Source organism: Providencia sp., from assembly GCF_003533305.1.
GTDB lineage: Bacteria > Pseudomonadota > Gammaproteobacteria > Enterobacterales > Enterobacteriaceae > Providencia.
In genome coordinates, this window is the sequence record NZ_DOEH01000022.1 from 120,486 (window position 1) to 136,485 (window position 16,000).

12 protein-coding genes and 2 tRNA genes are annotated in these 16,000 nt (G+C 38.2%); 8 read left to right on the forward strand and 6 right to left on the reverse strand.

Annotated elements, in window-relative coordinates:
- Positions 1 to 94: 94 nt before the first annotated feature.
- Together rcsB and rcsD are read right to left on the reverse strand one after the other, a co-directional pair.
- Positions 95 to 745 (reverse strand): response regulator transcription factor RcsB, encoded by a 651-nt coding sequence (gene rcsB / locus DD649_RS14380; protein ID WP_294108060.1) that lies wholly within the window; start codon positions 743 to 745, stop codon positions 95 to 97.
- A 1-nt stretch (position 746) separates the two neighbouring features.
- A complete protein-coding gene (rcsD, locus tag DD649_RS14385) occupies positions 747 to 3,461 on the reverse strand; it encodes a phosphotransferase RcsD (protein ID WP_294108063.1) in 2,715 nt (904 codons plus the stop codon).
- A 214-nt stretch (positions 3,462 to 3,675) separates the two neighbouring features.
- On the opposite strand from rcsD, the gene DD649_RS14390 reads away from it, so the two are divergent.
- Together DD649_RS14390 and DD649_RS14395 are read left to right on the forward strand one after the other, a co-directional pair.
- Positions 3,676 to 3,763 (forward strand) — tRNA-Ser (locus tag DD649_RS14390).
- A 5-nt stretch (positions 3,764 to 3,768) separates the two neighbouring features.
- A tRNA-Thr gene (locus tag DD649_RS14395) sits at positions 3,769 to 3,844 on the forward strand.
- A gap of 727 nt (positions 3,845 to 4,571) precedes the next feature.
- Here the strand turns inward: DD649_RS14395 and gltP are convergent.
- Positions 4,572 to 5,879 (reverse strand): glutamate/aspartate:proton symporter GltP, encoded by a 1,308-nt coding sequence (gltP, locus tag DD649_RS14400; protein ID WP_294108065.1) that lies wholly within the window; start codon positions 5,877 to 5,879, stop codon positions 4,572 to 4,574.
- 595 nt (positions 5,880 to 6,474) lie between these two features.
- A complete protein-coding gene (locus DD649_RS14405; protein ID WP_294108066.1) occupies positions 6,475 to 7,137 on the reverse strand; it encodes a GntR family transcriptional regulator in 663 nt (220 codons plus the stop codon).
- A 481-nt stretch (positions 7,138 to 7,618) separates the two neighbouring features.
- On the opposite strand from DD649_RS14405, the gene DD649_RS14410 reads away from it, so the two are divergent.
- From DD649_RS14410 to DD649_RS14430, 5 genes are read left to right on the forward strand one after another with little or no spacing between them, the layout of a single operon-like run.
- On the forward strand, positions 7,619 to 8,857 hold the full coding sequence (locus DD649_RS14410) for an NRAMP family divalent metal transporter (protein ID WP_294108070.1): 1,239 nt from the start codon (positions 7,619 to 7,621) through the stop codon (positions 8,855 to 8,857).
- Between the two features lie 15 nt (positions 8,858 to 8,872).
- Positions 8,873 to 9,652 carry a 5-oxoprolinase subunit PxpA gene (locus tag DD649_RS14415; protein WP_336430869.1) on the forward strand — a complete coding sequence of 260 codons (780 nt, stop codon included), beginning with the start codon at positions 8,873 to 8,875 and terminating at the stop codon, positions 9,650 to 9,652.
- The gene (locus DD649_RS14420; protein WP_294108075.1) at positions 9,649 to 10,455 is read left to right on the forward strand and encodes a putative hydro-lyase; all 807 of its coding nucleotides are present in this window, start codon (positions 9,649 to 9,651) and stop codon (positions 10,453 to 10,455) included. The genes DD649_RS14415 and DD649_RS14420 overlap by 4 nt, the downstream gene beginning before the upstream one ends.
- Before the next feature lie 9 nt (positions 10,456 to 10,464).
- On the forward strand, positions 10,465 to 12,072 hold the full coding sequence (locus tag DD649_RS14425) for an urea amidolyase family protein (protein WP_294108078.1): 1,608 nt from the start codon (positions 10,465 to 10,467) through the stop codon (positions 12,070 to 12,072).
- Positions 12,059 to 13,852: a biotin carboxylase N-terminal domain-containing protein gene (locus DD649_RS14430; RefSeq protein WP_294108080.1), complete on the forward strand. Its 1,794-nt coding sequence runs from the start codon at positions 12,059 to 12,061 to the stop codon at positions 13,850 to 13,852. The genes DD649_RS14425 and DD649_RS14430 overlap by 14 nt, the downstream gene beginning before the upstream one ends.
- A 202-nt stretch (positions 13,853 to 14,054) precedes the next feature.
- Here the strand turns inward: DD649_RS14430 and DD649_RS14435 are convergent, their stop codons facing one another.
- Positions 14,055 to 14,324, reverse strand: coding sequence for a hypothetical protein (locus DD649_RS14435; protein ID WP_294108082.1), 270 nt, complete (start codon positions 14,322 to 14,324; stop codon positions 14,055 to 14,057).
- A 403-nt stretch (positions 14,325 to 14,727) separates the two neighbouring features.
- Here DD649_RS14435 and DD649_RS14440 point away from each other — a divergent pair, with 403 nt between their 5' ends.
- Positions 14,728 to 15,270, forward strand: a complete 543-nt coding sequence (locus DD649_RS14440; protein ID WP_294108103.1) for a DUF924 family protein — start codon at positions 14,728 to 14,730, stop codon at positions 15,268 to 15,270.
- A 65-nt stretch (positions 15,271 to 15,335) separates the two neighbouring features.
- Here the strand turns inward: DD649_RS14440 and DD649_RS14445 are convergent, their stop codons facing one another.
- Positions 15,336 to 15,932 carry a molecular chaperone gene (locus DD649_RS14445; RefSeq protein WP_294108104.1) on the reverse strand — a complete coding sequence of 199 codons (597 nt, stop codon included), beginning with the start codon at positions 15,930 to 15,932 and terminating at the stop codon, positions 15,336 to 15,338.
- Positions 15,933 to 16,000: the final 68 nt, after the last annotated feature.

The following is a 16,000-nucleotide window of genomic DNA, read 5'->3' on the forward strand; positions in this document are numbered from 1 at the left end:
GAATTAAAAATGAAAACCCCCAATGTTAATTTTTTAACTGTTGGAGGCTTTTCATTCTTGATTTTTATGATTCACAAAATCAGCAGGATTATGTTTATTCTGCAGGTAGATTATTAATACTTACTGAAGACAGGTAGTTAAGTAAAGCAATGTCATTTTCAACTCCGAGCTTCAACATAGCTGACTTTTTCTGACTACTGATAGTTTTAATACTACGATTAAGTTTTTTTGCAATCTCAGTTACAAGAAAACCTTCCGCAAATAAACGTAAAACTTCACTTTCTTTCGGTGATAATCGCTTATCACCATAACCACTTGCATTCACTTTCTCCAGTAGTTTACTGACACTTTCTGGCGTGAATTTCTTTCCTTTTTGTAGTGCTGCTAGTGCTTTTGGTAAATCAGCTGGTGCGCCTTGTTTGAGAACAATTCCCTCGATATCCAACTCTAAAATAGCACTTAAAATAGCAGGATTGTTGTTCATTGTTAAAACAATGATTGAGAGGTCAGGATAATGGCGTTTAATGTATTTAATCAACGTAATACCATCACCGTATTTATCTCCAGGCATAGATAAATCAGTAACAAGAACGTCAGCATTCAAACGTGCTAAGTTGTTAATCAAAGATGTTGAATCTTCAAATTCACCAACGATATTCACCCATTCGATTTGTTCAAGTGACTTTCTTATACCGAAAAGAACAATAGGATGATCATCGGCAACAATGACATTTAGGTTATTCATATTATTGGTTACCTTCTGGCATTAGTCTTCTCACTGAGATATCCAGTTCTCTAATGCAATTTCTTATTTCCAATTCGTTTTCATCTGCTATGAAAAATTCTAACTCTTCACATAATTTGTGAAGAAGCTTAAATTCGAGCATAGCAAAAACTCCTTTTAAACGATGTGCAGTATTTTTTAATTCAGTCAAGTCCGCAATACTCGCGCTATTATACAGTTTATTAATATCTATCGGTACTGTTGTGATGAACAAATCCTTATAATCGCTTTTTGATAAAATTGTATGATAATCACTAAGTGCGTTTTCAATCGACTCATTAGATATCATGGAAGCTTCTTGATTATCAAGTGAAATAGATGAAAATGAGACAGAGTTACTATTTTGTAGTTCAGAATTTTCGATTAGCAAAGAGATAGCATCGATGAGTTCATCTGCAAAGTTATAGTTAACTTCGATTAAATTTGGTTTAAGTAAGTTGATTTTGCGACAATAACTATTTACTAGGATAGTATGTGCGAAATTTTCATCATGGTTATCTGCTATCAATAAATCCCAATCTGTATGTGGTGAACTTTCATTAATATCGAGAAATTCAGCACCATAATTAGTCAGTGTATTTCTGACTATGCGTGAGATATCTGCATTATGAATATTTAGTCTGATATAAATATCTTCTAATAGTGCTGGATACTCATTAACAACGATTTCATTTGTTGATGGTAATATTATTTCATAGTGGGTGCCGATGGCATCACTTGTTTTAATCGAAAATGTACCATTCATTCGTTTTGTTAGTTGCTTGCATAAATAGAAGGTGATCCCAGAGCGAGTAAACTGAACATTTTTTGAGATTTTTCCTGTGAATGGGTTCTGTAAGTTATTGACCTCTTGATTCGTTAGGCCAATTCCACTGTCTTTAATATTGATAGAGATAGTATGTTTCTCGGTATTGTAGTCTAGAGAAACTGAAATCTTCCCAAAAGAGGTGGTAGAGAGAGAATATTCCCAAATCAGTTGCAACAAATTCTGTAGGTAGCTTGGATTGATTTCAATCGAAGAATCTGGATTTATGTTGTTGCTAAAATAGAGCGAAAGCCCTTTATCATTCACGCGAGATATATTCTGTTTAAGAAAATGACTCACCAGTTGGCTAACTGAGATTTTTTCTAATTCTAAGGCCTGTGTTTGAGTTTCGAGTTGATTGAGTAGCTCAATGTTTTTAAACCAGTGATTAATATGTAGAAGCTGATCTTCTATCTGGAGAATCGGTGTATTAATATTATTTAAATCTTGTTTTGGAACAGTCGAAAGCTTGAGTTGCGAGACAATTGTATCGATTTGATTTAGGGCTGGTAAAATTTCATTGCACATGTTCTCAAATATTATTTTTCTTAATTGTATATTTTTTTGATATTCCCGAGTGGCAAGTTCTTGACGTTTTTGTGTTAAGACTTCTTTGTCTTTATCAATAATAATAAACAAAATAGCGCTTTCGATTGTAAGGCTGTTAACCAGTATGATTTCATAGATATTATTCTCTATAGAAACTTGGATAACATCATTATTATCTGTTGCCATCTCTTTGATATGAACCAAATCCATCGAAGGAAGTAACTGATTAGCAATGCTATTGCTCAATAACTTTTTATTGTTACTAAAATCATAGACTAATATTCCATATGAAATATGGTTAATAATGTCATTGTTGAGCCCATCTTTAAATTGCAGTTCACGCAAAATTGTCGTGTTAGGTGAGATAATTCTTTTTCGGATAAAAATAGTTGCGACTAAGGCTAATATTGATACTGCAAACATGCAGGCAATTAGCCAAAAGTTATAGCTGGCAATATTGAACAGAATATTTTTAATGGAAACACGGTAGTGAATCTGATAATTGGTTCCTTCAATTGGTTGAAAGAATACAAGGTTAGTGCCGATAACAGAGACTAAAGATTCATTGTTGCTTAAATTGCTTGAGCGCGGGCTAATTGAAAGATAATCGCCTTGTAAGCTAAAAGGGATTAACGAATTAATTGAAATATCGAAAGAGATAACACTCGTTAATTGACCTGGAGAATTAAACATTAGCCTATAGGTATAGTAGTACACATCATCTGGAGAGTATTTTTGTATATTTGAAATGATCTCTCGACGGTCAAGTAAGGTTGACTGCGTTAACATATCAGTACGTTTATCTTCAGCAGTTAACGTCAAGTAGCTTTCTTTATAGCGTAACTCAGGTTTAAGTATGGAATGGGTGGTGACTAGGACTAAGGTGTTATCTTGGCCATTAAGGTAATACATTGAATTGAATTCATTACGAGCCCCCCAAACTATTTCCATATAGTTTGCCAGTTTTGTTGCCAAAATATTGCTACTTGTCTTATTACTACCAAAAACGATGGAGTCAATAGTCTGGTTTGCACTACTTAACCAGAATACATCATGGCGAACTTCAGTGATCGACAAATCTTTGGTCAACGTAGTCGGGGACTTGTCATTGGCAAGCTTGTAGATGTGGCTAGCTTGATATCGGTAATCTTCAATTTGATAAGCTAATCTTGTTGCCATGCTACTCAGGGCGGTTTGACGGCTTTGTAGCCAAGCTTGGTAATAGTTATAGAGTGATAAAGAGAGCATCACCGCAAGTAGCAAAATAAACGCAATAAAAATGCGTGAAAGTATGTTTGATTTTAATAATGATTGTCTGTACATATTGTCGCGCGCAGTCCTGTCGGCAAAATATTTATTTAGATTAAAAATCATACGCCTAGAGAGACTATAGACATCGATTCTGCACAGATACTACCATTTTTCTAGGTAAATAGAGAACAATTGAGTGAAGATTAGCCAAACGACACAAAAAAATCAATTATTTTACTATCAGGGGTAGACAAGACTACGCGATTACTACATAATCGCGCCCCATGGAGGGATGGCCGAGCGGCTGAAGGCAGCGGTCTTGAAAACCGCCGATGGGAAACCATCCTAGAGTTCGAATCTCTATCCCTCCGCCACATTAGCCGGCTTAGCTCAGTTGGTAGAGCAACTGACTTGTAATCAGTAGGTCACCAGTTCGACTCCGGTAGCCGGCACCAAATAAGAACCCGTTACTTCGAAAGAAGTAACGGGTTTTTTCTTTCTAGTCGTTTATATTCCTACTTAAAATGAAAGGTTGTTTTATCTGACTATCACCCTATACGTTGGTATCTCTTATCACTCAATGATAGCCAGACTGTTTTAATCAAAATGACATGAAATCAGATATTTTTTCTTGATAAGAAACTCGTCCATGGGACGAGTTTTTTGTAACTAAAGCCAGCTGTGTATCATAAAATAGGATAAAGAAAAAACTAAAATTACTATGAGGTGTTGGAGCACAGTTAAAAGCAAAAGAAATCTTCTTATTTGATTCATAGTTTCTCGCTCAATTAGGCTAAAATACGGCGTACTAAAATGTACTATTCAGCCATTTAACCATAGTAATAAAGTTATTTTCTTCAAAAAAGATTTGAAATTTTTGTGAAGTAAATGCTAAAAATAAGTATAAATAATTAGTTGAATTCTATTTTTTTAGGAATAGGAAAGCAAAACTGATTATTTTTCGTTGAAATTTATCAAAGTTACTCTCGAATATAATTGAGGATATTATTTCCATTTATATCGGTCATAGATGTATGTGTAAATTTTCTTTTTACTAGATAACTGTTATATAAGCTAGGCTTGAAAACGTTATTTTATCAAATAAAAAATACACTCTATCAAGATGACTAGAGTGTATTTTCAAGTAACTCGATTTAATTTTTTAATCTGGTCGTGACTAAATTAAAAACTGTCTTCATATTCGCGAGCTTTTTTCTCATCATAGTTATGCTCCCATTTTGCGACTACGAGTGCAGCTAAAGCATTACCGACGACGTTTAAGGCTGTGCGTGCCATATCCAGTATACGGTCAACGCCGGCGATGAAGGCAAGACCTTCGAGTGGGATACCAACGCTACCTAATGTGGCGAGAAGGACAACGAACGAAACACCAGGAACACCTGCAATACCTTTTGATGTGATCATTAGCGTAAAGACTAATATGAGCTCTTGCCCAATAGATAACTCAATACCATAAAGTTGTGCGATAAATATAGCTGCAATACTTTGATATAAGGTTGAGCCATCGAGGTTGAAAGAATAGCCTATTGGGATCACGAAACTGGTGACTGATTTAGGTGCACCATATTTTTCCATTTTGTCCATAATACGTGGTAAAACGGTTTCTGAACTGGCGGTCGAATAAGCGAGTAAGAGTTCATCTTTTAATATTTTCATTAGCATGAAAATATTAATTTTACAGTATCTTGCAACAAGTCCTAATACCACCACAGCAAAGAATATAATGGCGCAATGAACTAAAATAACTAATTTTAATAATGGAACAAGTGAGGTAAACCCAAAGTTTGCAACGGTAACTGAAATCAGTGCAAATACCCCGATCGGCGCATATAGCATGATCATGTTAGTAACACGGAACATAGTTTCAGAGAATGTTTGCAAGACAGTGAGTAAAGGTTGTTTTTTCTCTAGAGGTAAAGAGGAAAGACCTAAACCAAATAATACTGCGAAGAAGATCACCGGTAGCATATCACCACTAGCCATTGCAGCAAAAATATTGCTAGGCACCAATGTTAAAAGGGTATTGATAATACCTGATGGATGGCTTTCAACTTCTTGTGTGGTTTTTTCATACTGAGAAATATCGACTTGGGTTAATTGAGACATATCAATACCAACGCCAGGTTCGAATATATTGGCAAAAGAAATACCAACTATAATGGCAATGGTGGTGATGATCTCAAAATAAACAATAGTTTTAAAACCTAATGTTCCTAATTGCTTGGTGTTACCAACTCCTGCAATACCGACAATTAGCGTTGAAATAACGATTGGAACGACAATCATTTTTATCAACTGAATAAATATTTTACCAGCAGGGGATAATATATTTAGAATAAGCCAATCTTTATATTCTGTATTATTATGTAATAGCGCACCAAGAATAACACCTAAAATAAGAGCAACCAAAATTTGCCATCCTAGGCCAAACTTAAAGGGCTTCTTTTTAGTCATATGGTTTAATGTCATAATGGAATCTCATTTTTATATTAATAATTTTTATGTATGCATATTTTTTATCATAAATTTTATAACGAATATTCGAGAAAACTACAACTATTAACTCGATAAAATTGAGTGATTTCTGTGGTTGATTTATATAAAAGTGTTATATTTGTTTCATTGTTGTTGTTTTTTGTAACATAATGTTTTTTTATGTGGAATTTGTGGTTTGTTTTTTTATCGAGTATGTTAATTTCTGAGGGGAATTAAATTAGGTAATTAGTTGTTTTTATGTGTGAAAATTGTTTAAATTTTGTGCTTATGTTTGCGGTTAAGTATAGATATAGTGGCTTATTAACAAAAATAGATATATTTCGAGATAGCATGATAAATAAAATTTAAAATAGGCGTAATATAAAAATATTAATTTAAAAATGAGATGTGAATATATAAAAATGTAATTTTATGTAGCGGTAAATTAGCGGATAAAAAAATACTGTTAATAAATAAATTTCATTGAGACAATTAATTTTCTCACTCAAATTTTTATTATGATTAAATTACAAATAACGTTAATGATGTATTTTAAATATCTTAATTAAATTTTCACCATTAAGCTAAGTTACGACGTAGTTTGGTTACGTTTATAAGCTGCGAGTAATGTACGCTCTGATAAATCAAGATAGCTTCGCAACATATCTGCCGCTTCTTGGTTATGTCCTGAGTCCAATAATTCAAGAATTGACTGGTTTTTATCAATATAAGGCGCGTAAAGTATTTTTGGGTCATTCAAATGACCAAATGCTAAACGTAATTCAGCTGAAACATTGCGATAAAGCTTGATAAGCCTTTCACTATCAGAAAGTTCAACAATGGCAATATGGAACTTCATATTGGCAGTACCGACACCTATCCAATCTTTGACTTCTTCATGTTCACGCGCTTCATTTACGGCTTGGCTCATTTTTTGAACTGCTGGATGTAAGGCGTATGCATGGCTCAATGCATCACATTCTATCAAACGGCGAACTTGGTAAATATCAATAATAGCGGCCATGTCAGGAACTGAGACATAAACCCCTTTATTGGGTGCATAAGTTAATAAGCCTTCTTGAGTTAATACTCTAAATACCTCACGTAAGGTATTACGGGAAATCTCTAACTCTTCACTCAGCATGGCTTCCGATAAGCGCTGCCCAGGAGTAAGCGCACCGACCATAATTTTGTATCTGATAGTTTCAGCGATGGTGACGGACAATGTTTGAGCAACAGGCTGTTTTTTCATAAGAAGACAAATTTTGGGTTGAGTGAAGAAATGGAATAAAGCGCTATCTTCACATATTCGAGTTACAGCGGCAAGGTGCCTTTCATGCACTGATAGGGTGAATATAAATCAATTATCTACCTGAAAGTGATCTATGCATTCAATCTATGCACTTATTTGGTGCATTTGGTTTTAGTTTAGTGCAATCGTGATGTTAATAATTGAGGTTAATTGTTAATTAAGTGATCAAGATTTGATTTTTAATCATGGGATAACGATTTATGTTGATTGTTTTATCAGCATTTCATATTAATTGTTCAACAATCTATTCTTGATGAATTAACAATTTAGGTAACTAGTAGAACAATGGCACGATAATTGCCTAGTCTTATTGGGTTATTTGCTTAGGTTTATAGCTCGGAAAACTAGGTCAGTATTTAAAACACAACATCAATAAGCACACTAATAATTAAAAAAATAATCAAATTAGAGGGGTATGTATATGACAGCTCAAGAAAGTACCACCACCGCCGAGTATGTAAAAAAAAGACGTTCATCGCTAATAGGCGCAATCTTCTTGATGGCAACATCGGCAATTGGGCCTGGTTTTATCACGCAAACGGCAACGTTTACCGTGACATTGGGTGCGGCATTTGCTTTTGGTATTTTAGCTTCGATAGTGATTGATTTCGTGGTACAGCAAAATATTTGGCGAATAGTGACCTTAACTAAGATGCATTCATCGGATATTGCGAATGCAACGATACCGGGAAGCGGGTATTTGTTAGCGGTTTTGGTCATTTTCGGTGGATTGATTTTCAATATCGGTAATATTGCTGGCGCAGGCTTAGGATTAAATGCCTTAGTCGGGCTTGATCCTAAATGGGGTGGGTTGATTAGTGCATTGCTCGCTATCTATATATTTTCTTCTCGTAAGGCGAGCTCATTTATTGACAGACTTATTATTGGCTTAGGAATAGTCATGATTGGTTTGACTTTATTTGTTGCTATCGCATCAAACCCACCTTTAGGAGAGGCGTTACGCCAAACTGTGCTACCTGATACTGTCGATTTTGCCATGATCACAACCATTGTTGGTGGTACCGTTGGTGGTTACATCTGTTATGCAGGAGCACATCGTTTATTAGATAAAGGTGCTGTTGGTATTGAAAATATCAAGGCTGTTTCTAGTGCGGCGACTAAAGGCATTTTAGTTGTTGGTTTGATGCGCTATATATTATTTCTTGCCATCTTAGGCGTTGTGGCAAGCGGTGTGACTATTGATATTTCAGGTAAAGCGGCTAATCCTGCATCACAAGCCTTCCAAGCGGCAGCGGGTAACTTCGGGTTACGTATTTTTGGCTTAATTTTATGGGCTGCGGCACTCACGAGTGTTATTGGTGCGGCTTACACCTCCATGAGCTTTATTTCAGCATTTAAACAATCTATCACAGAAAGACAACGTAACGTTGCGACCATTATCTTCATTGCCATTTCATTAGTTATCTATTTATTGATGGGAACTGCACCTGCTGCGTTATTGGTTTTCGCCGGCGGCTTTAACGGTCTTATCCTACCGATTGGTCTAACTATCTTTGTTTACATTGGTTGGAAAAGAGCGGATTTAATGTCTGGATATCATTACCCGCGCTGGTTGCTGTGGTCTGGTGTTATAACCTGCGTACTGACATGGTATATGGGCGTTATGTCCGTTGAAGCTATCTTCAATTACTTGAAATAATATCGAGGAATAATAATGAAAAAAAGAATCGATTTAAACAGTGACCTTGGAGAAAGCTTTGGTCAATGGCAAATGGGAAATGATGAGGCAATCCTACCTGTGGTCAGTAGCGCCAATATTGCTTGTGGTTTTCATGCAGGCTCTCCAGAGGGAATATTCAAAACATTGAAGGCGGCGAAAGAAAATGGGGTTGCCGTTGGTGCTCATGTTGGTTATCCCGACTTAGTGGGTTTTGGTCGCCGCAACATGGATATTGACTCGGGCGAATTAACCGCAGATGTAGTTTATCAAATTGGCGCGCTCAAAGGGCTAGCGGCAGCGGCTGGTACCCAAGTGCAATACGTCAAGCCGCATGGTGCGCTCTATAACACTATTGCTCACGATAAACGTCAAGCAATGGCAGTGATAAATGCAATTCTTGCTATCGACAATCAATTGATATTAGTGGCACTTGCCGGTTCACCATTAATTGATTGGGCGCGTGAACAAGGCCTCAAGGTTGTTGCTGAAGCTTTTGCGGATAGAGCCTATAACAGTGATGGAACATTAGTATCCCGTAAACTTACTGGCGCAGTATTACACGATCCTAAACAGGTTGCACAGCGTATGCTGCAATTGGTCACTGAAGGGGGGGTTATGTCTATTGACGGTAAATTTACGCCGATTGAAGCCGGGTCAATTTGTGTTCATGGGGATAGCCCTGGAGCCCTTGAAATGGCGCAACAAGTCCGTGCCATATTTGAAGCTCAAGGTATCGAAGTCTATGGTTTTGCGCATAAAGGGGATAATGAATGACTCAGTTAATGAAAGCCTCTAAACAGGCGATTGACGCTGCAAAATCAGCAAGAGAAGCGATACGTCATGGATTCGATAAGCCTACGGCAGGGTTAGCGCCGGGTATGACACAAGCGAACATGATTGCACTGCCGCGCGATTGGGCTTTTGATTTTTTACTTTATGCGCAACGTAACCCTAAAAGTTGTCCCGTTCTTGATGTCTGTGAAGCGGGGAGCTGGCAGACGGTATTAGCAGAAGGGGCTGATCTGCGTACTGATATCCCGCGTTATCGCGTTTGGAATGATGGTCAATTGGTTGATGAAATTACTGATGCAACAGATATTTATCATCAACACCCTGATTTAGTTACATTTTTGATTGGTTGTAGTTTTACTTTTGAAACACCAATGATTGAAGCGGGTATTGATATTCGTCACATCACGGATAAATCGAATGTACCTATGTACAAAACTAATCGTTTATGTCGTCCCGCGGGGCGATTGCAGGGTGAACTCGTGGTCTCAATGCGCCCCATCCCCGCAGATAGGGTCGCTGATGCTGTGAATATAACAGGCAGGTTTCCGGCGGTTCATGGAACGCCAGTACACATAGGTGCCCCAGAGTTGCTTGGTATTAACGATATTATGCAGCCAGATTTTGGCGATGCGGTTCGTATCGAGGAGGGTGAAATCCCTGTGTTTTGGGCTTGTGGTGTTACACCGCAAGCGGCTGTAATGAAGTCAGGCGTACCCTTTGCGCTTAGTCATGCGCCCGGTTACATGTTCATTACTGATGTTCCCGACGCTGCTTACCATATATAGAGGTGCCAATTGCGTTTTTTACCGGTCAATTTGAGTGCATTTATGGTCGAATTGCAAAGTCTTGAACAGACGATGGCATTGACTGATTCATTAAATAATATGCCAATTCAGGGAATTGAAGAGATAACCCCGGCAGCGAGAACGATACTGGTTCGTTACAACCCAATAATTACCAAAATCAATGAATTGGTGCGTGAGATATCATTACGTGATGTTTCTAAAGTGGAGTTGAAAGTCAGTAAGTTAGTCACTATTCCCGTTGATTACCGCGGTGAAGATATTGCTGAGGTTGCGCAGTATTTAGGGATAACGATTGATGAAGTGATCCGACGCCATACTGAAAATGAATACCAAGTTGCTTTCAGTGGTTTTGCGCCAGGATTTGGTTATATGGTATCTAAAGGGGCACAGTTAAATGTGCCAAGACGTCAATCGCCACGTGTTCGAATACCCGCAGGCTCAGTGGCTTTGGCGGGCGAATTCAGTAGTGTTTATCCACAAGCCAGTCCGGGTGGCTGGCAATTGATTGGTACCACAGATATTGCCGTATGGGATATTGATCGTGAGGAGCCTGCTCTACTGCAAGCAGGTTATCGAGTTAATTTTATCGATAAAGCACGAAGCAATGTGACATATAGCTTGCCGATTAGTCAACCAATTAAGAATCGTAGTCAACAGATTGAAACTACTGATTTAACCGTATTAGCCGTGGGTTTACAGACCTTATTTCAAGATATGGGACGAATTGGTCAGTCAGCACTCGGAATTTCTGAATCAGGGGCAATGGATAAACGCGCATTGCACAGCGCAAATCGCTTAGTGGGTAATTCGTCTGATAGTACCGCTTTAGAAATCACGCAAGGTGGCTTTAAAGCACGAGCAAACAGAGATTTGCTTGTTGCCATTACTGGTGCAACTTGTCCTATTCAAATTATGACGTCGGAAAACGAACATTATGAGGCGAAAACTTATCAGCCCATTGGCTTAGCGAAAGGGGATGTCATACATGTGGGGCGACCAAGCCAAGGTGTACGTAGCTATTTTGCTGTAAGGGGTGGTTTCAATGTCGCCACAGTTTTAGAAAGTTGCTCATTTGATACATTAGCCCAAGTTGGACCTGCTCCATTAGTTGTCGGGCAGTCGTTATCTATCAAGGCAAATAATCAACAATCGGCAATATCATTGAATGAAACACCGGCTTTTGAGTATCCAACTTCAGAGGATGTGGTTGTTCTTGATGTAGTCTTAGGGCCGAGAACTGATTGGTTTACTCCGCAAGCGATTGAGTTACTCCGCAATCAGCTATGGCAAGTCACGGCAGCCTCTAACCGTATTGGCTTACGCCTTGCGGGAGATGTGCCATTTGAACGCGAAAAACAGCAAGAGTTACCTAGTGAAGGAACTTGCATTGGTGCGATTCAAGTGCCCGCCAATGGCCAACCTGTATTGTTTTTAAATGACCATCCCTTAACGGGTGGATACCCAGTTATCGGGACAGTTTGTGAATACCATTTGGATTTAGCAGGGCAGCTGCCTGTCAATACCAAAATTAGGTTTAATCCACTTGGTGAATTTAAGCAATTTGAAGGGAGTCATGTTGAATATGAAAACAAATAATAACGCTAACCCATTAAATAAAGAAAATACTTCACATAAAGTATTGATAGCAAACCGTGGCGAAATTGCCGTCCGTATCATTCGCGCTTGTCGTGATTACGGTTTCGCTTCAATCGCTGTTTATGCCGATAACGATATCGATGCTTTGCATGTAAAAATGGCCGATGAGGCGTTTGGCTTAGATGGCAGTGCACCAGCGCAAAGTTATTTAAACATCGAAAAACTGATTGCGATTGCAAAGCGATCAGGGGCTACGATGGTGCACCCAGGTTATGGTTTTTTATCTGAGCGTGCTGAATTTGCGCGAGCAGTCGAAGAAGCCGGCTTAATTTGGATAGGCCCAAGTGCTCAGTGTATTGATATTTTAGGTGACAAAGTTCAAGCGCGTCATATTGCGTTGCAAGTGGGAGCGCCTTTGGTGGTTGGTACTAAAGATCCCGTTAAAGATGTTCGTGAAGTGGTGGAATTTGCTCATACTCATGGCTTGCCGATTGCAATTAAAGCGGCTTTTGGTGGTGGTGGTCGAGGTTTGAAGGTTGCATGGCAACTAAATGAAGTTGAAGAACTGTATCATTCTGCGGTGCGGGAAGCCACCGCTGCATTTGGTCGCGGGGAGTGTTTTTTAGAGCAATTTCTCCATAATCCGCGTCATATTGAAGCGCAAGTCATCGCCGATAAACAGGGTAATGTTGTGGTTGTGGGAACTCGGGATTGTTCATTACAGCGACGAAATCAAAAGCTTGTTGAAGAGTCTCCGGCGCCTTTTTTATCTGATATGCTGCAACAGCAAATTATTAAGGCATCGACTGATATCTGCCGTAAAGCTGGCTATGTTGGTGCCGGTACGGTTGAATTTTTATTAAGCCAAGAAGGAACGTTATCTTTCTTGGAAGTGAATACCCGATTGCAAGTTGAGCATCCTGTTACCGAGGAAACGGCGAGTATTGACTTGGTTATTGAGCAGTTACGCATTGCTCAAGGCTTACCACTAAGTATCAAAGAAACACCACCGCCAAGAGGTCATGCTTTTGAGTTTCGTATCAATGCAGAGGATGCAGGAAATGGTTTTCTTCCTACTCCGGGGACCATTACGTTATTTGATGCGCCATCAGGTCCCGGCATTCGTATTGATAGTGGTGTAGTAACCGGCTCGACTATTCCGGGTACTTTTGATTCATTGATGGCTAAACTCATTGTGGTGGGAAATACTCGGGAACAAGCAATTAATCGTGCTCGACGTGCACTGGCTGAATTCACGATTGAAGGTGTGGCATCTGTATTACCTTTTCACCGCGCAGTCATGGAACATGCTGATTTTTGTGAGCAATTTAAGGTGCATACACGCTGGATTGAAACTGAATTTAATACACCAATTTCACCGGCAAAACGACAAGTGCCAACATCGAGTGGTGAATTGATACGAACGTTTATTGAAATTGATGGAAAACGTTGTGAACTTGGTTTACCCGCACAATTATATTCTGGTTTTCTTACCAGCGGTTTATCTTCAACGAGTTTAGCTGAAAATGGCTCAAGAAACACCAAAGCGAGCCAGCTTGTAGACAACAATCCAGATAGGGTCAATGCACCAATTTCAGGTATTTTATTTAATTGGCTCATTCCTCAAGGGGAAAAAGTCATTGAAGGTGATGTCATTGGTGTAATGGAAGCGATGAAAATGGAAGTTCAAGTATTAGCTCATCGCGCCGGAAAATTAACCTATAGTGCCAATAAAGGTGATTTTATTGAGGCGGATTGTAAAATTGCTGAAATTAATTAATAGTTGAAACTGATGTTGTTTTAAATAAAGCGGTAATTCTAAAAGGTTACCGTTTTAATTTACTTTGCTAGCAGATGTATGATTTTTGAACGCAAACCTTAAGGGTGATTTATGTATTATATTGATATAATAGAATAAATAGCCACTTCTTTAGGTGAAAGAAAGTTCTGGAAGGTTGGTTCATTAAATTTATAGGGAAAACTTAGCGTGAATTACGGCTAGGTAAAGTCCGTAAAGGGGGATTAGGGGCAGGGACTGCATGTTTTTCAGAACTAACCACGTCTTCGCTATCTCGATAAACTTCACCACAGAGAAAAAAAAGATTTGGGCGTTTTGACTCAAGATAAGATTTTCGACTGATACACTGTTGCTCAGTAAATAGGGTGTCAGTAACTGGTAGTGCATCACATGAGTCTGTTCCACAAGGGCTAACCCATAATGCCCAACCAACCAGTACCATATGTCCTGCCATTTATGTTGCCTTCCCAATTGAGTCGTTATAAAAATTTTTCAAATTATGCGCTTTCAAATGAAGTAAATATTATTAATACACTATCAGTTAAATCAAGCGTCAAATTCTAGCATTGGATTTAGTGAATGTATTCATCTGTAAGCCACTGAAAGGGACATTCACACTATTAAGCAAATCTATAATTATTATTCTATACGATATGTAATAAAAATTATATTTATCAAAAATGAAAAATATTTTGCACTGGCAGGTACAAGTAAGATAGAACGATTTTTCGTGGTTGATCGCAAAAAAATAAAATAATTATCTGCAAATTGCTGTTTTAAGAGTTCAAGCCTGTCAATTTAAACAATTTTTATCTACGATGAATTTAACATTAAGTATTAATAGAAGCAGGTATATGATGAATACCATGGAAGAAGTGCTTTCATTTTGGTTTGAAGAATCAACGCCAAAGCAATGGTTTGAAAAAAGCAAAAAATTTGATTTAGCAATTGCTAAGCGATTTACACATGTTACTGAAAGAGCAGCTAAATGTGAGTTAGCTTATTGGCGAGTTTCTATTCGAGGACGTTTGGCTGAAATTATTGTTTTAGACCAATTTTCACGAAATTTATGGCGTGATACACCAAAGTCTTTTGCTCAAGACAGTATGGCATTGGCTTTGGCGCAAGAAGCGATTAAACAACATGATTTTAATTTGCTCACATTATCACAGCGTAAATTCATTTTAATGCCATTTATGCATTCAGAATCAAGCTTTATCCACTTACAAGCTGTCGAGTTATTTCGTATGTTAGGGGATGACAATACATTGGATTACGAAATGCGCCATAAGGCGATTATTGATAAGTTTGGTCGTTATCCGCACCGTAATGAAATAGTAGGGCGGTCTTCAACTCCAGAAGAAATCACATTCTTAACACAACCTAATTCGTCATTTTAAGTTTGAAATTTAATGAGTTTGTCGTTGAACAGTTACAAACTCATTAAATGTTATCAAATTAGAAATTAACGATATAATTCAGCTTTAATTGGAGTCAAATTAAGTTGCTGTTGAAGCGCTCTTAAATATTGTTCAGTGATTATGGCAAGGTTAGGGTAAAACGGCTGCTCAGTTTGGCTCTGTTGTACCAATTCTAAATAGCGATATGCCCAAGGTAGTAAGTGTTGTTCTAAAAGGACAATAATCGCCTCATCTTCACCTTTCTCTGCTAAGGCAGAGATTGCCATCAATATTAAACCAAATTGATCTTCTGGCTCACGAACGCCGGTTTCTGTGACTAACCCTTTAGTCATTAAAAATTGTCGGTAAGCTGCGGTTGACTCTCCCATGACAGTATTATCATGGGCCAAGTAAACAGAGCCCCAAGGCGGAGCAGGCATCGCGCCTTGACCTTCGAATAAAATAGAAAAATCGTAAGTAATATCACCAGTATTGATTTGTGAAAATGATGAACAAATTTGCTGTACTTGGTTGATATTTTCCCATGAATGTAATGATGACAATTCAGGTAAAACAGGCAGTAGGTTCTGAAATGTTTTTGTTTGTGGTGCGTAGTAGAAGCAGGCGCCGAGGATTCTGAGTAGTGTGGTGTCAATCATGATATATCCGTTATATTTCGAGCTACAGCGTTGTTGGCTGCGCTCAGCTACTCGAGTCACATACTTATGTA